Raw genomic sequence first — 18,868 nt, forward strand, 5'->3', positions numbered from 1 at the left:
CCGACAGCGGCTATATAAGGGGGTGGCGATTGGTGCGCAACAGGGTGAACGTGATGATCTTCCGGATGGCGAGCGTGGCCGGATTGGCGGTCGCCTATCTCCTCGGTTCCACGCCCACGGGCTATCTGGCGGGCAAAGTGCTCAAGGGCATCGATATCCGGGAGCATGGCTCCCGATCGACCGGCGCAACCAATGTTTTGCGGACCCTCGGCAAAGGGCCTGCCCTTACGGTGCTGCTGGTCGATGTGCTGAAAGGCGTGGCGGCGATCGTGTTTGCGCGCTGGCTCTATGCATTGCCGTTTCTGACGCCGCCGGCAGGGCTTGACCTGCAAAGCCTTGTGCCCTGGGCCGTCTGCCTCGCCGGACTTGCGGTGTTGCTGGGGCATGGCCGTTCGATCTGGCTGAATTTCACCGGCGGCAAATCGGCGGCGACGGGGCTGGGCGTGCTGCTGGCACTGTCGTGGCCGATCGGCCTGGGGGCCGGGGCGGTCTTTTGCGCCGTGCTGGCGGTATCGAGGATCGTTTCCCTGAGTTCGATGCTGGCGGCGTTGACGGCGATCGTCCTCGTCTGTGCCATGGATCAGCCTTTGCCCTACCGGCTGCTGGTGATTGCCGGCGGGCTCTACGTGATCGCGCGCCATCGCGCCAACATCCGGCGGCTGCTCAACGGAAGGGAGCCGCGCCCGGGCCAAAACAGCCCGGAAGCGAAAGCGGGGCAGCTGATATAGATCGTCGGCGGACTGACCGTCTTGTTCGGACACGCACCGTCACGGGCTTTAATCGAAAATCGCGCCGTAAACCGCTGAAATCCTTAACACGATTTTCACTCCGCTGCCCTAACGCTGGGTCATGGCAGGGCATTTCGAGCGGCTGGTTGCGGGCTCCACTTCCGAGGGGCAGGGCGAAGCCGTGGCAGCCGGCATCCTGCGCGATCAGCTGGCCGATCTGCGCAAGGGCATATTCATCTCCATGCCCATCGGCACGGTGCTGTCGGCCCTGATCCTGGCCGTGCATTTGCTGTCGGGCGGCGGTTTTGCGGCGGTGCCGTGGTTCGCCGCTGTCAGCGCGCTGAATGGTGCGCGTCTGGCGCTTCCCCTGGCCCGGCTGGACACCGCCCAAAGCCGGCCGAAGGCGGTCGCCGCCCGGCTTTCCCGCTATGGCATGCTGGCCCTTGCGTCTGGAATCGCCTGGTCCTGCCTGGCGCTGCTGACGAACGGATACACGACGCCCCAGGCATCGCTCTATCTGATCGTGCTCGCGGGCACGACGGCCGGTTCGGTCACCTACGGGACATCCTACGCGCCGGCCTCGATCAACTTCATAACGCTGCCGCTCGTGATCGCCGCCGGATGCGTGCTGGCGAAAGGTGGTGTCGAAAATTATGTGCTCGCCTTCACGATCGTGATCTTTCTTGGCGGTATGATCAGAAGCGCGCTTCTGGGACAGTTCCGCTTTCGCGAGACGAGCCGCCTCAAATACGAGGCAAGGGCGTTCGCCGCCGAGATGGAACGGAACTCCAGGCGCGACCCGCTGACCAACCTGCTCAACAGGCATGGGCTCGAGCACGCCATCTCCCGGCTCAGACTGGCCGACGGTCCGTTCGTCGCCATGCTGATCGACCTCGACGGCTTCAAATCCGTCAACGACACCTACGGTCACAACATCGGCGACGAGCTGCTGGTCAAGGTGGCGCGCGGGATAGAGGACCACGCGCCGAAAGGGGCGACGATCGCGCGCATCGGCGGCGACGAGTTCGTGCTGCTGTTTCCCGCCGGCGGGGCTGCGCATCCGGCTGACGGGCTCGCATCGCGGATCATCGCGGCCATCGCCAATCCGGATCCGGCGTTGAGGTCAGTGCGTGTCGGCGCATCGATCGGCATCTATCAGTCGGACAAGCCGCGACTGACGGAGATGCTGCTTAGGGCCGACTTCGCGCTGTACGCGGCCAAGCGCGGCGGCAGGAACGAATATTGCGTCTTCGATGCCGAACTCGACAGCGCGCTCGAACGCAAGCACTGCATCGAGCGCGACCTGCGTAGCGCCATCGAAGCCGGCACGCTTTGCTCCTGGTTCCAGCCGCTGGTTGCCCTGGACACCGACACTGTCGTCGGCTTCGAAGCGTTGCTGCGCTGGCGCCATCCGATCCACGGCGCCATTTCCCCGCCCGAGATCGTCATCGCCGCGCGCGAGACCGGCCTGCTGCCGCTGTTGACCGAGACGGTGTTCCTCAATTGCTGCTCGATGATCGAGGAGCTGGTGCGCAACGGGCGCCACGATGTCCGCGTGGCGATGAACCTGTCGCCGCGCGAGCTCGAAGCCGGCAATGTCGACGAGATGATCCTCGACATATTGCAGGCCAGAAACGTCCCGGCGGCGATGCTGGAGATAGAGATCACGGAAGAAGCGCCGGTCGATCGCGACCGGGTCGACGAGAAGGTCGGGCGGCTGGCGGACGCCGGCATATCGATCGTGCTAGACGATTTCGGCACCGGCTTTTCGACCTGGTTTCGCTGAAGGACAGCCGCATCCGCAAGATCAAGATCGACAAGGACTTCGTGCACGACCTGGCCAAGTCGGTGGCGGACCAAGCCCTGGTCAAGGCGGTCATCGATCTCGGGCAAACGCTCGGCATCGAGGTGATGGCGGAGGGCGTCGAGACGGACGCGGATCGCCTGATCCTGCGATCGCTCGGCTGCAAGGTCGCGCAAGGGTTTCTCTTTTCGGCCGCGCTTCCGATGGCCGAGGCGCTGGCCTTCAACGCGGAACGTTCCGGCACGTCACTGGCGGCGGAAGCGATCTTCGATCCGGCGCCGCCATTGCGCGATCCCCGCAGCGGCAGCGCGGCCTAAGCGCGATCTGGGCTGACGGTCGCCGGGACACTGGGCCGCCTGCTCAGGTAAGCGGCCCAGTGCGCCCTTCTCCCTACCACGCGTACCGCACGGCACCCCGCCCTGCATAGCTCTGCGTGGTTTTGGAGAACTCTCCGTCGACTGTGCCCGACAGCGTCCAGCCATTGTTGAACTTCACCTCTGCGGAAGCGGACGTCAGCAAGGCATCGGCCGCTCGCGCCGCGCCGCTGGTGACGAAGGTCGCGCCGGGTAAAGCGCCGAAAGTGGCCGTGACGTTGCGGTCCGCATTGAAGTCATGCGCCCAGGCGACACGGCCGCGCAGCGTGAACACCTTGTCCTCGACGGCAAAGGACGTGTTGGTTCGCAATCCAAGTTCCGCGCGGGTCGCGGTGATGTCCTTGGAGTCGTAGTTCAATGCGAACGTATCCGCCCCGGATTTCACGGTCTCGCCGTAGGCTGGCAGCGCCAGGGTTGTGAACTGCGCGGCAGCGTAGGGCGTCAGGTCGATCCATGGCGTGTCGAGACGATAGCCGCCCTCGAGGCGCCCCGCGAATGACTGCGGGTGAAGGCGCGCCTCGAGCCGGTCGGCACCGACCGACCGCTCCGTCGTCGCGTCCTGCCAGCCATAGGCGAGCGATGCGTCGACAAAGCCCGCACCGATGTCGTGGCGAATGAAGGCGCCGGCCTGGAACAGGTCGGTTCGTCCCGAGCCGTACCCGCCGACACTGAAGTTGGTAGCGCCGGCAGCGAAGGCAAAGCCGGCAAGTGTATCGGGCGAAAGGCGGTAGTCGGCACCACCCGCCAAGCCGTAGAGCCGGGTGGTCAAGCTGCTGCTGCCCTGGCCGGCGTCGCCATCAGTGGTCTGCGAGGAGCCGAAGGGGGCGGCCCATAAGGTCCAGCGCGACGACGGCGCATCGCCGACCGACGCGGTGATGTCGCCGCCTGGAGAGCGGCCATGAACCGAACTGTCGCCCAGAACGCCCAGGAATTGGTCCATGGCGCTGAAGGTCGTCTGCTGCAGGCCTGTCGCGGTCTCGCCGGAGGCTTGCGAAAGCCCATCCGCGCCAAGCGCCGCGAAGGCCACCGGAATGCCGCCGGTGCTGTCGAAATAGTCCGTCAGCGCATTGGCGACCGACTGCTGGTTGCCGTTGAGGCCACCGGGCAAGACGAAATTCAACTCGGTGTTGAGATAGATGCTGGTGCCTTCGGGATCATAGCTCACGGTCTGCGAAAGCGACAAAGGTATGTTGCTGCTGACCGGCCCGCTGAAGGTGCCGTTGACGCTGCCGTCGGCCGTCAGGATCGTATATTGGCGCGCGACGTAGCTGCCGGCCGCGTAGGATGTCCGCAGCGTCGCGCCGTTGAGGCTCGCGGTGCCGGTGACGTCGACGCGGGTGGCATTCGCCGGCGAGACGTCCACGAGGTAGGTCGATTGCGACGTCATCGACAGGTCTCCCTGCACGGTCAGCGTGCCGGTCGAACTGCCCGGCGCCAGCGTGCCGCCGTCGACCGTGACATTGCCGACCGTGCCGGTGCCGCCCAGCCTGCCGCCCGCCTCGACCGTCGTCATCGATGACGATGCGATCGAGCCGTTGACCGTCAGCGTGCCGCCATCCTCGACCGTCGTCGTGCCGGTATAGGTGTTGATGCCGTCGAGCGTCTGGTTGCCGCCGGCGACGATCAGGCCCGAGGGATCGCCGAGATCCGCAAGGACGCCCGCATAGGCGGTCGAGCCGTTGGTGATCTTGAGCTTGTCCTGCATGTACACGGCGCTGCTGGCATCGCCGCGCAGCGTCTTAATTGTCGCGGTTTCCGTATCCAGGACAGCGGTCCCGGCATCCGTGAGATTGAGCTCGCTCGAAGCGGCGATGGCATTGTCCGAGGAAAGCACCACATAGCCGTTCTGAACGGTGGTCGCGCCGGTATAGGTGTTTGTGTTCCCGAAGGTCGCGCCGCCACCCGCAAATGTGACGCCCCCGGTTCCTTCAATGACGCCGACAAAGGTGCTGGCCAGGCCGTAGCCGGCGATCGTCAAGGTCTTGCTGCCGAGCCTGACGGTTCCGGAAGCCGTATCGGCGAGCCCGAGGCGGGACAGGCCGCCGATCGTCGCCCCGGACGTGGTCTGCGAAATGTCCAGCACGGACGACAGGCCGCCGCCGGTGAAGTAGACGTCGCCGGCGATGCCTCCATCGCCTTTCAACACCACGGAGCCACCGTCAATTCTCAGTCGCGTTGCATTCGCCGCGGTCAATGTGAGCGTGCCCGCGCCGAACTTTGCCAGCCTGCTGTCAGTCGCGCCTATTGAACTGGCGAAGGTGACGTTCTGGCCATTGGTGTCGATGCCAATATACTGGTTTGGCGCCGACGAGATACGGCTGGAATAGTCGGTCTGATTGTTGGCGCTGTACTGCAGCTTGCTTACGACCGTCGTGCTGAAGGCGAGCGTGCCGTTGCTTCCCAGTGCGCCCGCGCTGCCGAGATTGATCGTCCCGCCGGCAAATGTCACGCCACCGCCAAAGCTGTTGTTGCCGGTAAGCGTCAGCGTGCCGTCGCCCGATTTGGTGAGGCTGCCGCCCGAGGAGGTCAGGTCGCCTGCCCAGGTGACGTTCTGCCCGTTGGTGTCGACGCTGACTTTCTGGCCGGCGGCGGTCGAGAACCGGCTCGAATAGTCGGTCTGGTTCGAGGCGCTGTACTGCAGCGTGCCGCCGGTGAAGCTGAGCGCGCCGGATGTTGCGAGCGCGCCGGCGCTTCCCGCATTGAGAATGCCCGCGGCGAAGGTGGTGCCGCCCGTATAGGTGTTCGTGCCCGTCAGCACCAATGTGCCCGTGCCAGCCTTGGTGACGTTGCCGGCCCCGCTCGCGTCATGGATGACGTTGCCGAGCGTTACGCTCACCCCGGCCGCCTTGCCGGTATCGATGGCGAGTGTTCCGGTGACGCCGATGTTGCCGTTGATCGTTCCGGTCGAGTTGGCGTCACCGAGCGTCAGGCTGTTGCTGCCGCCCGTGAAAATCAAGGCGTCGGCCCGGACGGCGCCGGGTGCGCCAAGATTCGAGAGGCCGCCCGAGATCGTGCCACGGTTGATGACTGATATACCGCTTCCGAAAATGCCCGCGCCGCCGGCGGCGCCCGATCCGCCATTGCCGCCCTGGATAGTCGTGCCTTGTGCGATGTCGACAACATTGCTGCCGGCGCCGGCAAAATCGACGCCGTTGCCGCCACGGCCCGAGGCGCCGTTGCTATATCCGCCGACACCTCCGGCGCCGCCATTGCCGCCGGTGATCGAGCCAGCCATCAGATTGAGTCTCGACCCGGCCGATCCGAAATAGACGCCGCCGCCGCCATCGCCGCCGCTGCCGCTATGGCCGCCGCCGCCGCCGTCGCTCACGCCATTGCCGCCGGCGCCGCCATCGCCGCCTCTCACCGTGCCCAGCGAATTGATGAACAGTGGGCCGCCGGTCGCGGCGATGCCGTAGCCGCCGGAGCCACCACCGCCGCCGGCGCCCATTTCCGCGGTGCCGCCGGCGCCGCCATTGCCGCCGGTGGCCGATATCACCTGGGCGCCGCCTGACGTGAGAAGAACGCCGTTGCCGCCGCCGCCACCGCCGCCGGCACCGCCATAGCTGGTGTTACCGCCATTGCCGCCGGTCCCGCCAAGCGGACTGCCGATATTGCCGTTCGCCCCTGCTGCACCGCCGGCACCACCGGCAAAGTTGCCGCTCGCGCCGCCCTGACCACCGACCGCCGATGCGCCGCCGCCGCCGCCGCCGCCCGCATAGAAATTGGTGTCCTCGCCTGGCGAGCCGGTTAAACCGAAAGTCTGCCCCCAGCCACCTTGGCTGCTGCCATTTCCGTTGCCGCCACGACCGCCGGTCGATTGCGCGAAAGCGCCGTTGGCGATGAGCACAACGCCGGCAAGCGCGGTGCAGACGAGCAGGCCTTGACGCCAAGCTTTGTTTGCAACCACCCTGCGGTGATCAGGTGCTTGGTGGAGGACCGCAGTCCAGATGGAATGAGAGTTCCCGAACACCTTCGCGGTTCGAGAAGCCGAAACGGTCACGTTCGAAAGACTATGCACTTTACCCACCCCGAGCACACGCCGCGATTGCAGCGGCATCCCCACACCGGGGTCGCTTGAAACATGAGTTGGGCGAGGATGTCAGTATGCGGACCCGGCCACTTTCCGGGAAAACGCCGCTTTGAGACGCTCGATCAATTATTTCGCGAGATATCGAACATCCGCTCTGCTTCGCCTGCGGGAACGCTGGGCAACCAGATGCGTTAACGCCATGGTAGCGCTCTTGATTCAGGGTGCCTTTATTTTGAATAGGACTTCGCCACGTCCGTCTGTGGCGCGCAAACATGAATGAAAAAACTCTTCTGGCATGGCTATACCCAGACTCTATTACGTAACGACTGGCTTGGACCCTGAAACGGCTTTCGCGACATGGAGCGCGGTGTTGTCGCCTCTCTTCGAGCCGCGCCCGTGGACCCGCAGCAAAAAACTACCCGCCGGATCGGCCAATGGAGCAATCCTGGGGGACATGATCATTGCGAAAGTGGCTTTCGCACCGCAGGCGTTCGTGCGGGATGCGCAGCGCATAGCGGTCACGCCGGATCACATCTTGTTGCACCTCTATATGAGCGGCGGCTTCAACGGGATGATTTCGGGAGAGCAGGCCTCGATCGGCCCGGGAAGGGTGGCCGTGATCGATCTGGCCCATGAGGTCCGTACCCGCGCCTATGCCTCCAACACTCTGTCGCTCATCGTCCCCCGCGCGCTGCTGGGCGGCATAGTGCCGGGCACTCTGAAGCCGCGCCTCGATCCGCTGCGCAACGACCTCCTCGCCGCTTACATGCGCTCGCTCCAGGAGCGCAGCACGCAGATGTCGGAGGATGAGGTCGAGGGCACCGTTTCCGACGCCGCGGATTTTCTGAGGCGGTTGCTGATCAAGCCCGACTTTACATCCCGCAATGCACAGGACGCGGACGATGATCTCCTGTCGCTGGCGGAGGCCGCAATTCGCGACAATCTAGCCATCGGCAAGCTCTCTCCGGAGTTCCTGGCGGAGAAGCTCAGGATCTCGCGCGCTTCGCTTTATCGGGTTTTCGCACCGCATGGGGGCATCATGCGCTACGTCCAGGAGCGCCGGCTGATAGCCGTGCGGGCAGCGCTGAGCGATCCTCTCGAGACCCGCAAATTGTCACGAATTGCTGCCGATCTCGGCTTCAACAGCGAAGCGCATTTCAGCCGAGCGTTCCGCCAGCGGTTCGGCACGACCGCGAGCGAATATCGTAGGGAACAGATGGAGGCGTCGGCGCAAACCCAACTGACGAGCCCGGAAGTCGTCAACCGGTGGTGGGTGGAGGTCGCGGCGAGGGGACACCCGACAGGCGCATAGTCCGGGGCTTCGCATGCCAAGCGATCGGGATCAATTTACCCATACACGGTTTCTCACCAAGATCGCCAATCTTATCTCCGACATCGAGCGGCCGCTCCTGAGAAGCCCGGGGATGGGGCCTGTGCCAAACCATACGGATCGGCAATGATAGGGATGGGCGAGGGGACGGTTCCGGAAACACAATGGCCAGACGGTTTGCGTTTCTTTTGGTTCGCGACTTCACGCTGTCGCCGCTGTCGCTGTTCATCGACACGCTGCGGCTGGCGGGCGACGAGGGCGACCGCAGCCGCAGGATCGAGTTCGACTGGGAGATCGTCGGCGAACGCGGCCTGCCGATCCGGGCGAGTTGCGGCGTCGAATTGCTGCCGACGAAAGCGATCGGCAATCCGGAGGATTTCGACAACATCGTCGTGGTCGGCGGCCTGCTAGACACCAACCGTGCCTTGAGTTCCGACAAGGAGGCCTTCCTGTTGCGGGCGGCCGAGAAGGGCGTGCCGCTGACGGCGCTGTGCACCGGAAGCTTCGTGCTGGCGCGCTATGGCCTGCTCGACGGCTACAGTGCTGCCGTCAGCTGGTTCCACATCAAGGATTTCCGCAACCAGTTCCCTGATGTCAACGCCCATGCCGACAGCCTGTTTTCCGTCGACAGGGGCCGCTCGACCTGCGCCGGCGGCACGGGGGCGGCCGACCTTGCCGGCTATTTCGTGTCCCAGTTCATCGGCCAGAAGGCGGCGGAAAAGGCCGCCAAGATCCTGGTGCTCGACCGCATCAGGAGCAGCCGCGACGTGCAGCCAGTCGGCGACCTGTTTCCGGCGGCGTCGAGCCGCGCGGTGAAGCGTGCCTTGCTGTTGATGGAAAGCAACCTCCAGGAGACGCTGCCGGTCGCCGAGATCGCCAGCCGCCTGAACTCTTCGCGCCGCCAGCTCGAGCGGCTTTTCCAGGCCGAACTCGACATCGGGCCGATGGCGGCCTATCTCGCTCTCAGGGTACATCATGCGAAGTCGCTGCTCGAAGGCAGCGAGTTGCAGATCGGCGACATCGCCTATCGCTGCGGCTTCACCAATGCCGGCCATTTCAGCCGCGTCTTCCGCCAGCAGACCGGCATCACGCCAACCCATCTCAGGCACCCCAACCGCATGGCAGGCGCGGCGGCGGGCGGCTGATCAAGGCCGGTACTACGAAATCCGCTGGCCGGCCTCGTCGAGCAGGACGCAGTCCCCCGGATCGAATCCGAGGTCGATCGGCTCGCCTTCGCGAAGCACGCGGCCGCTGATCGGCGCGTTGGCGCGGATATTGGCCTTGCCGCCGACGTCGATCTCATAAATCGCGCTGCCGCCCAGATACGAGGCCGAGACGACACGGCCGGACAGAACGTTGGCGCCCGCCGCCGCACCGACCGACAGTTTCTGCGGTCGCACGACGACGGTGACCTTGCTGCCTTGCGCAAGCGGCCGTGGACAGGTGACGTTGACGGTCTGGCCGGTGGCGAGCAGCACCGCCTGGCCGGATGCGCTCACCGTCCCGGCGAGCATGTTGGCCTTGCCGAGGAAGTCGGCGACAAAGGCGGTGGCCGGCGTGTCATAAACCTGCTGCGGGGTTCCGATCTGCTCCACCGCGCCCTGGTTCATCACCACGATGCGGTCCGACATGGAGAGCGCCTCTTCCTGGTCGTGGGTGACGAAGATGGCGGTGATGCCGGTTTCCTTCTGGATCTTCTTGATCTCGACGCGCATCTCCTCGCGCATGTTGGCGTCCAGCGCCGACAGCGGCTCGTCGAGCAAAAGCACCTGCGGTTCGAAGACGATGGCGCGGGCGAGCGCGATGCGCTGCTGCTGGCCGCCCGACAGCTGCGAGGGCAGCTTCTTCTCGCTGCCCGGCAACCGCACCATTTCGAGCGCCTTGCCGACCCTGCGGACAATCTCGGGCTTCGGCACGTTGCGGTACTTCAGGCCGAAGGCAACGTTGTCGAACACGGTCTTGTGCGGGAACAGCGCATAGCTCTGGAAGACCAGGCCGATGTTGCGCTTGTAGATCGGCACGTCGTCGACCCGCCGTCCATCGATCATGATCTGGCCGCCCGAAATGTCGACCAGGCCGGCGATGGAGCGCAGGATGGTGGTCTTGCCGCAGCCCGAAGGCCCCAGCAAGGTGACGAAACTGCCCTTGGCGATCGACAGCGAGAAATCGCGCACGGCGACGAACTTGCCATAGGCAATGTCGATGTCGCGGAACTCGACCGCCGGGCTGTTCGCCCCGGCGGCCTCGCCCGCATTTGCGGCCCCGGCCGAAGCCGGCCGGGGATTGGATGTCGCGTCCTGGCTGTCAGGCACCCTTCGAAATCCTGTTCCACTGCTTGGTCCAGGCGTCCTCGTTGGTCGCCCAGTAGACAGGATCGGCGAAGGTCAGCGCCTTCATCGTGCCCGTCTTGTCGAAAGCCGGCAGCTTCTCGATCTTCTCGGTCAGCTTGACCTTGGTCGGGTCGAGCGAAGGCGGATAGCTCTGGCCCTCGGCCACGGCGATGGAGGTCGCGGGATCGAGCATGAAATTGATCAGCTCCTCGCACTCGGCCATCGGCGAGCCCTTCAGGATCAGCATGTCCTCCATCCAGGCATAGGAGCCGGCAGGATCGAGATAGCCGATCGGCGCGCCCTGGTCCTGCAAGGCGGCGACGCGGCCCGACCATGCGTCGGTCACCACGATCTCGCCCTTGGAAAGCAGGTCCATCAGCTCGGCGCCGGAACTCCAGAATTTCTTGGCGAGGTCGCGCGTCTCGCGCACCTTGGCCCAGATGGCGTCCATGTCCTTGAGGTTGTTGGGGTCCTGTCCGGTGGCCAGTGCCGCGTACCAGACGCGCGTGGTCATGTCGTCATAGCCGCCGACCTTGCCGGCATATTTCTTGTCGAGCAGGAGGGCCGCGCCCTTTTCCTTGGCTTCCTCGGGCGAGATCACCTTGGTGTTGTAGGCGATGCCTGTCGTGCCGTAGTCGTAAGGCACGGCCGAAAGCTTCGGCGTCAGCTTGCGGAACGGATCGATCATCGGCTGCAACACATTGGCCATGTTGGGAATATTGGCCTCGTTGATCTCCGAGGTCAGGCCGGCATTCACATATTTGATGTAGTAGTTGACGCCTGAGGAATGGATGACCTGGTAGTCGCCGGGCTTGGCGGTCTTGATCTTGGTGATGATCTCGTCCTCGTCGCCGAACGTGCCCTGGACCACCTTGATCTTGGTCTTGGTCGTGTAGGGCTTGAAGGCATATTTGTCGATCGCATCCTGCACCGTGCCGCCCCAGCCGTCGAAGCGAACCTCTTCGACCGCGGCGAGCGCCTGCCGCATCCAGGGCATGTCGAGGCCCGCCGCGGCCGCCGCGGCGGCGGTCAGCGTCAGGAACGTTCGGCGGCTGAGATCGCCGTTCTGGTAGCGGTCGTGCAGCCGTTCAAGCCGCTTGCTGTTGGTAAGTTTCATAGTGTTTCCTCCTTGGGTTGGTCGCGTCGTTTCAATCTGGTCAGGCTTTGCAGGATCAGGCCGCCGACAAGCGGGATGCCGACGGTCACCAGTATCATCACGGTGCCGAGCGCGTTGATCTCGGGGCTGATCGAGATCTTGAGCATCGAAAGGATCTGGGTGGGCATGGTTTCGACGCCGGCCGGGCGCCAGAACAGGCTGGCCGACGTGTTGTCGAACGAGATGGTGAAGGCGAGCAGCGCGCCGCCGACGACGGCGGGGATGAGCAGCGGCAGCGTGATCTCACGGAAGGACGAGAAGCGCGAGGCGCCGAGCGAAAGTGCCGCTTCCTCAAAGACGCGGCGGATGCCGACCATGCGCGCCTGGGTGATCAGCACCACATAGGGCACGGCCAGCAGGATATGGCCGAGCACCAGCAAAAGCATGGTCCGCGGCTGGTCGATCGCCTTGATCAGCACCAGAAGACCGACGCCGAGGATGGTCTCCGGCACCAGCGCCGGCAGGATCACGAGCGTGCTCAGCGCCTGCTTGCCGGGGAATTCGAAGCGCACCAGTGCAAACGCCGTGACGACGCCTATTGCCGTGGTGACGGCCGATGTGACCAGCGCGATCCACAACGAGGTGCGGAAGGCGGTCAGCACCTGCTCGTTGGCCATCAGCTTGGCGTACCATTGCAGCGAAAAGCCGGTCATCGGGAAGCCGCCGAACATCGAGGCGTTGAAGGACAGGATCACCGTCGCCACGATCGGCGCGAACATGAAGATGTAGACGCACAGCGTGACGAAGCCGGTCAGCCGCCAGGCCCATCTGCCTTCCTGCCTGCGCCCCAACTTCATGCACCGAATCCCTTCATTCGCCCAAGCCCTTCATCCACCAAGGCCTTTGACGATCTGCGACATGCCCATGTAGCGGGTGTAGATGGCGGCGAAGAAGCCGAGCACGACGAACAACACGATCGACAGCGTGGCGCCCATCGGCCAGTTCAGCTCGCCCATGATGGTGTCGTAGATCAGATTGCCGAACAGCGCGTCGCGGCCCGAACCCAGCAATTGCGGCGTTACATAGCTGCCGGCGGCGAGCACGAAGCAGAGCAGCAGGCCTGCCGCGAGGCCCGGTAACGAAAGCGGCAGCGTCACCTCGCGGAACGCTTGCGCGCTGGTGCAGCCCATCGAACGGGCCGCCGCGATCAGGGTGCGATCGATGCTCTCGAGGCTGACATAGACGTTGAGGATCATGTAGGGCAGCAGGAAGTGCAACATGCCGAGGATGACCGCGCCTTCATTGTAGAGCATCGGCAGCGGCTCGTTGATGATGCCCAATTTCAGCAGTGCGACGTTGATGACGCCCTGTTCGCCCAGGATGTTGATCCACGAAAAGGTGCGGATGGTGAAGCTGATCCAGAACGGCACGATGAGCAGGAGCAGCAGCAGCCATTTGTGCTTGAAGGTCGTCGCCCAGATGAAATAGGCGGGAAAATAACCCAGCACCCCGCAAAGCGTCGCCGTGATGGCGCCGACCCGCAGCGTCTTCAACAGGAAGCCGGAATAATAGCTGTCGGTGAGGAATTCGTGCCAGTTCGCTGTCGTCAGGGTGCTGGTTTCGACGCCGGCGGTGACGAAGGTGAAGAAGGTGTAGGCGGCCATCACGGCGATCGGCAGCACCAGGAAGAAGATCAGCAGCACAAGCACCGGCGCGACCAGCATCCAGGCCAGCCGTGGATCATACAATGTCCATCGTCGTTTCATGAGCACCCGGTGCGCTCTCTTCGAAGCGCTTGTTCTGTTCCCGGGTCAAGATTGGGTGATTGGAGGCCCGATGTCTACAACAGGCGATTGAGCCAGTGGACATCAGGCGCGTCGCCGCGCTTTCCTGAGTCGCTCTAGTCTTTCGTATAGTCAGGCCCGACCCGCGTCGGCAGGCCGTCGGCGAGCTTCAACCAAGGCAGCTTCTCCTCGAAGGCGACATGCAGCGTGGGTGCGAGTTTTTCCGGCTCCTCCATCGCCGCGGCAAAGAAATGCATGACACCGGACATGTTCTTCGAACGGAAGGAGAGTGGCGAGCCGCAGTGATCGCAAAATGTTCTTTCCACACCGGGAGAAGAGTCGAATATCTTCGGCGGCTTGCCCAGCCATCGCCATTGGCTGTCCAAGACGCCAATGTAAGTGGTCATCGGTGCGGAACATTGCCGCCGACAGCTTTCACAATGACAGCTCACGCATGCTTGTTCCGGGCCATCGACTTCAAAAGCAATGGCGCCACATAGGCAATGACCACGCATTCAGATCTCCTTGAGAGAACCGGCCTGACCAGTAATCTGTACCGGCGCGGCAAAAGAGTCGCCATGAGATACGCCGAGTTGGCGCTCGATTGCGACATTGCACGCTAGCGATTGTTCTCGCGCGGGGAATAGCTTCCAAGCTGCATTCACCACCGCCTTGGCGGCCTGGCGAGCCTCAGCCCTTCGAAATTCCCCTCGCGATCAACCGGGCCAAGCGTTCCGAGAACGCCCTGGCATCGGCCGGCTTGTCGCCGTCGAGCACGCGCGCCTCGTCGTAGAGGAGGTGGGCGGCATCGTCCTTGAAGGCCTGTTCGTCGTCGCCGAGGCCGGCGAGCGCCAGCACGCGCTCATGCCTCGGGTTGATTTCGAGGATCGGCTTTGCCGCTCTGTCGAGGCGGCCGGCGGCGTTCATCAGCCGCTCGAACTGCCGGTCGGGGCCATGTTCGGGCGCGACAAGGCAGACCGCGCTCTCGGTCAGGCGGTCGGAGGCCTTGACGTCGGAGACGGCGTCGCCAAGCGCGGATTTGACGAAGGCGAGGAAGCCGTCGACCTCCGGCGTTGCCGCTGTCGCCGGCTTCTTCGTATCGTCGAGCAACGGAATGTCCGAGAGTTCCGCCCCGCCTTGCGTGACCGATTTGAACGGCTTGCCGTCGAAGTCTGGCGCCATCGTCACCCAGAAACTGTCGACGGGGTCGGTGAGCAGCAGCACCTCGATGCCGCGCGCCCTGAACCCTTCGAGCTGCGGCGAGGCTTCGAGCCGGGCGCGGTCGTCGCCGGCGATGAAGAAGATCGCCTTCTGGCCTTCCTTCATCGCCGCGACATAGTCGGCAAGGCCGCGCCAGCCGTCGCCCGACGCGGACGAGTGGAAGCGGGCGAGCTTCAGCAATTGTTCGCGCCGCTCATGGTCCTCGTAGAGCCCTTCCTTGAGGACGACGCCGAAATTCTCCCAGATTTTCGCGTAAGCCTCGGCCTCGTTCTCCGCAAGCTTGGCGAGGTCGCCGAGCACGCGGTTGGTCAGGCCCTTGCGTATCGAGGCCAGCAGCGGACTTTCCTGGATCATCTCGCGCGAGACGTTGAGCGGCAGGTCGGCGGAATCGACCAACCCGCGCACGAAGCGCAGGTAACGCGGCAGAAGATCGGCATCATCGGTGATGAAGACGCGGCGCACATAGAGCTTCATGCGGCCCTTGCGGACCTGGTCGAACAGGTCGAACGGCCGCGAACCAGGCACGAAGGCCAGCACCGAATATTCCTGCCGGCCCTCGGCGCGGAAATGGATGGTGGCTGCCGGCTCGTCATACTGGCCGGCGACGCTACGATAGAAGTCGGTGTATTCCTCGGGCTTGATCTCGCTCTTCGGCCTGACCCAGAGTGCGGTGCCGTCGGCGATGTCGCGCGCCTCGGCGCCGGGTTTTTCGATCAGCGTGATCGGCACCGGCACATGACCAGACTGCGCCTTGGCCAGTTGCTCGAGCCGGTAGGATCCGGTGTAGGAGACGGCGTCGTCCATCAGATGCAGCACGACGCGGGTGCCGCGCTTCGGCGCGGCTTCGAGCGGGGCGGGGGCGATCTCATAGGAACCCTTGCCGTCGGACGACCAGCGCCAGGCCTCCTCGCTGCCGGCCAGCCGGCTGATGACGTCGACGCGGTCGGCGACCATGAAGGCGGAATAGAAGCCGACGCCGAACTGGCCGATGAGCTGCGTGTCCTCCGTGCCTGTGCCGACGCGCTCGATGAAGGCGCGCGTGCCAGAGCGGGCGATGGTGCCCAGCGCCTCGGCCATGTCGTCGCGGCTCATGCCGATGCCGTTGTCCTCGACGATGATCTGCTTGTTGTCGGGATCAGCCGAGATCGAGATCCGCGGCTTGGGGTCGTCGGCCAGGAGTTCGGGTCTGTTGACGGCCTCGAAGCGCAGCTTCTCGCAGGCGTCGGCGGCGTTGGAAATCAGTTCGCGCAGGAAGACGTCCTTATCCGAATAGACCGAATGCACCATCATGTGCAGCAGCCGCGAAACATCCGCCTCGAACGCCCTGGTTTCCGTCGCTTTCGTGTCCGTCGTCATTTCGATTTTCCCACGCTGTTCATCCGCCCGCCACGCCGTGCGCGTTCGGGCTTTCCTTTCAACCATTTTTCGCGGTGCTGGCAACCGTGTTCAGCAAGGCCAGCGCGCCGACGATATGGTGGTGGGATGCGAGGGCAACAAGGCGGAGTCGCCAATTTATAGATTTTCGCGCCGCCCCTCATCGCCCTGCCGGTGTCCAGCCGATAGATGGGTACCAGTTTGAACCGGATACATGGGTAACAGTTCTCCCCCTTATGATGGGTTCGCCGCCGCGCCAGGCGGTTTGGTTGGTGTGGCGCTTCGGCGAACCAGTTTCATGTGCTTGTGGTCGATGAAGCCGAGCGGATGGGCATAGAAGCGCATCGCCCATTCGCCGTTCTCAGTCTCTTCGATGGCAATCGGCTCGCCTGCCAGCGTGGCCGAGACGTAGATTTCGGCGCCCTGCCATTTGACGGCGCCGTTCTGGCGCACGCTGCGCACCGCCGCCTCGGCCGGATAATCCGGCTCGGGGGGCTTCCTGGGCATGGGACGGGTTGAGGGACAATAATGCTGTGATGGGGTGCCCATGCCAAGCGCCTCGTGCGGGCGCTCTTCATTGTAGCTGCGCCGGAAGGCCTCGAAGGCCTGGGCTTGAGCCGCCCTGTCGGCCTCCGGTGCCTTGGCCATCGGCAGCATGGTCAAATGGAAACGCTCATGGCGCCCGTTCTGCTGCGGCTTGCCCGGTTGGATGCGCTCAAGGGCGATGCCGAGCTTGATGAAGCGCGCCGCAAGCGGCGTCAGCCCGGCGACGCCGGCCGACGCAAATGGCGAGCCATTGTCGCTTCTGAACCGATCCGGCAGGCCGTTCTCCTCAAACAACCGCTCAAACACAGGCCAGGCTTCTTCATCCGCCGTCGAGCTTGTTGCCTCGAGCCCCAATAGGTAGCGGCTCGACACATCCATCACCGTCAGCGGTTCGCAACGCCATCCGTCGCGGGTCCGGAACCAACCCTTGTGGTCCCCGGTCCACACCGCGTTCGGCTCCGAAGCTTCCGGCCATGGCCCATTGCCTGCCGCCTTCCAGCGTTTGCGCCTACGCCCCACAAGTCCATGCCGCCTCAGAATCTCACCGGCCGTCGAGACCGCAGGCCAGCCGCAGCAGGGCTCCGCTCGCTTGAGCCTGGCCATGATCTTCTTGGGCCCCCACAGCGGGTGGATCTCCTTCATAGCCACGATCCGCCCCACCAAATCCTCGGCCGTCGCCCGGCCGTGATTGAGCGGCGCTCGCGGCCGATCGTGCAAACCTTCCGGACCAAACTCCCGATAACGCCCTAGCCATTTGTAGCCGCTCTTGCGCGAGATGCCGTAGGCCGCACACAGCTGCGTCATCGTCTCCTCGCCAGAAAGGCAGTCCACAACAAACCGGAGCCGCTCATCCATGATGCCAGTCTCTCGCCAAACCATCGCCGGTCCTCCCGGCGGACAAGAAAACTGTCACCCATCTAATCAGTCCATTCTGTTACCTATCTATCCGGTTCGGACAGCAGGCACTTCTCCCCGTATAGTGACGGGGAGAAGGAAGCTGGCAGCAACGCTGACGCCCTATTGCAACGCTGGTAGGTGGCGAAACCGGCGACGATGCGGCCCTCTCCCCGTCACTATACGGGGAGAGGATGCCGGCAGGCAGGTGAGGGGCGGCACCAACGTTCGACGGCTACTTCCCCGCCATTTTATCCGCCAGCGACTGCGCCTGGGCGAGCAGCGCCGGATAGGCCGCGTCCGCCGGCAGGCTCTTGCCCAGGCAGGCGCGGAAGTCGTTGTCGCCTTTGGTCCAGGCGGCGTTGGCGGCATCGGACGTGTTTTCGTCGCTCTCGTCGGTGGCCTGCTTAGCCAGTTTCTGGGCGGCGGCGTCGGCGGCGCTCCACACGGCGTCGCAGGCCGCGATCTTCGGCAGGGGCGGCGTCGCCTGCGCTTCGGCGATGAGGACGCTGTTGCCCTTGACCACCGTGACGACGACATCCTGGTCGTAGTTCGGCCCGACATCCTGCGCCCAGCCGCCAAGCCGGGCAATCACCATGTCGGCGCCCTCGGGCTTCTTCAGCGCGAAGTCGAGCGTGCCGGTGAAGGCGGCGTCGCTACCGATCGCCTGGGTGTAGAAGGCATCGAGCTTCAGCGCCGCGTCGAAGCTGGTCGGCAGTTTGAGATCGGCGTCGGTCTCGGCGGCGCGCGATTTGAGCCAGCGCTCGACCAGCCCGCGCGTCGAGGCCACGATGCTGGGGCCATCCTCGGTGCCGTGGCGCAGCCCGTCCAGCATGCCGAAGCCGACATCGGAGGAACTGAGGCTTTCGATATTGATCTTGCCGGCTGCCGGGAAATCCTTGACCGTGAAGGGCCCGAGCAGGGCGGTGAGACGCGTTTCGAGATCGGCGCGGGCCTTTTCATTGGCCGCATCGAGCGTTTCCACCGGCGTGTTCGTGCTTTCCATGGCCGCGATCTCCGCAATCGCCTTGTCGCGCGCGGCGATATAATCGTCCTCGGGCGAGGCGGCGAAAGCAGCACTGCTCGCAAGTGCAAACATGACCGTCCAGACCAACCGCATGACAAAACCTTTCTTCGTGGCGATCAACAGGCAAGGCAGCCATCAGGCAGCTTTGCGGCGATTGCGCGGCAGGAACCATCGAGACGAAACATCCTGATCGGGGCGGGATGGCAAGCGCTGCCATTAACCATCGATTAACTATCCGTTCGCCTTTGAATCAAATCTGACGGATACTGTTTTCGGAGCGGGCTTCCAGTATTCGCGGAGGGCTGAACCTAAAAAAGAAGCGACGTACCA

At 64.2% G+C, this 18,868-nt stretch carries 12 protein-coding genes and 1 pseudogene; 4 read left to right on the top strand and 9 right to left on the bottom strand.

Features of this window, described 5'->3' with window-relative positions:
• Positions 1-53: 53 nt before the first annotated feature.
• Together plsY and EB233_RS13875 are read left to right on the top strand one after the other, a co-directional pair.
• Positions 54-728, top strand: a complete 675-nt coding sequence (plsY, locus tag EB233_RS13870) for a glycerol-3-phosphate 1-O-acyltransferase PlsY (RefSeq protein ID WP_064989141.1) — start codon at positions 54-56, stop codon at positions 726-728.
• 775 nt (positions 729-1,503) lie between these two features.
• A pseudogene (locus EB233_RS13875) lies at positions 1,504-2,849 on the top strand (putative bifunctional diguanylate cyclase/phosphodiesterase).
• A gap of 73 nt (positions 2,850-2,922) precedes the next feature.
• Here the strand turns inward: EB233_RS13875 and EB233_RS13880 are convergent.
• The gene (locus tag EB233_RS13880) at positions 2,923-6,813 is read right to left on the bottom strand and encodes an autotransporter domain-containing protein (RefSeq protein WP_155765320.1); all 3,891 of its coding nucleotides are present in this window, start codon (positions 6,811-6,813) and stop codon (positions 2,923-2,925) included.
• Between the two features lie 490 nt (positions 6,814-7,303).
• Between EB233_RS13880 and EB233_RS13885 the strand changes: the two genes are divergently transcribed.
• Together EB233_RS13885 and EB233_RS13890 are read left to right on the top strand one after the other, a co-directional pair.
• Positions 7,304-8,248 carry a helix-turn-helix domain-containing protein gene (locus EB233_RS13885; protein WP_343064840.1) on the top strand — a complete coding sequence of 315 codons (945 nt, stop codon included), beginning with the start codon at positions 7,304-7,306 and terminating at the stop codon, positions 8,246-8,248.
• Between the two features lie 182 nt (positions 8,249-8,430).
• Positions 8,431-9,411: a GlxA family transcriptional regulator gene (locus EB233_RS13890; protein ID WP_064989014.1), complete on the top strand. Its 981-nt coding sequence runs from the start codon at positions 8,431-8,433 to the stop codon at positions 9,409-9,411.
• Positions 9,412-9,423: 12 nt separating this feature from the next.
• On the opposite strand, the gene EB233_RS13895 is transcribed toward EB233_RS13890, so the two are convergent.
• The 8 genes from EB233_RS13895 to EB233_RS13930 form a co-directional block, all read right to left on the bottom strand.
• A complete protein-coding gene (locus tag EB233_RS13895; protein ID WP_064989013.1) occupies positions 9,424-10,578 on the bottom strand; it encodes an ABC transporter ATP-binding protein in 1,155 nt (384 codons plus the stop codon).
• Positions 10,571-11,713, bottom strand: a complete 1,143-nt coding sequence (locus EB233_RS13900; protein WP_027052326.1) for an ABC transporter substrate-binding protein — start codon at positions 11,711-11,713, stop codon at positions 10,571-10,573. The genes EB233_RS13895 and EB233_RS13900 overlap by 8 nt, the downstream gene beginning before the upstream one ends.
• Positions 11,710-12,549, bottom strand: a complete 840-nt coding sequence (locus EB233_RS13905) for an ABC transporter permease (protein WP_064989012.1) — start codon at positions 12,547-12,549, stop codon at positions 11,710-11,712. Before EB233_RS13905 ends, EB233_RS13900 begins: the two co-directional genes overlap by 4 nt.
• A gap of 30 nt (positions 12,550-12,579) precedes the next feature.
• Positions 12,580-13,458 carry an ABC transporter permease gene (locus EB233_RS13910; RefSeq protein ID WP_064989011.1) on the bottom strand — a complete coding sequence of 293 codons (879 nt, stop codon included), beginning with the start codon at positions 13,456-13,458 and terminating at the stop codon, positions 12,580-12,582.
• Between the two features lie 134 nt (positions 13,459-13,592).
• Positions 13,593-13,991: a GFA family protein gene (locus tag EB233_RS13915; protein WP_081294009.1), complete on the bottom strand. Its 399-nt coding sequence runs from the start codon at positions 13,989-13,991 to the stop codon at positions 13,593-13,595.
• A 175-nt stretch (positions 13,992-14,166) separates the two neighbouring features.
• Positions 14,167-16,053 (bottom strand): molecular chaperone HtpG, encoded by a 1,887-nt coding sequence (htpG, locus tag EB233_RS13920; protein ID WP_064989009.1) that lies wholly within the window; start codon positions 16,051-16,053, stop codon positions 14,167-14,169.
• Positions 16,054-16,305: 252 nt separating this feature from the next.
• Positions 16,306-17,496, bottom strand: coding sequence for an integrase core domain-containing protein (locus tag EB233_RS13925; RefSeq protein WP_064990865.1), 1,191 nt, complete (start codon positions 17,494-17,496; stop codon positions 16,306-16,308).
• 250 nt (positions 17,497-17,746) lie between these two features.
• The gene (locus EB233_RS13930; protein ID WP_064989408.1) at positions 17,747-18,631 is read right to left on the bottom strand and encodes a hypothetical protein; all 885 of its coding nucleotides are present in this window, start codon (positions 18,629-18,631) and stop codon (positions 17,747-17,749) included.
• Positions 18,632-18,868 lie beyond the last annotated feature (237 nt).

It is taken from the genome of Mesorhizobium erdmanii (assembly GCF_013170725.1).
In the GTDB taxonomy this organism is placed as follows: Bacteria; Pseudomonadota; Alphaproteobacteria; order Rhizobiales; family Rhizobiaceae; genus Mesorhizobium; species Mesorhizobium erdmanii.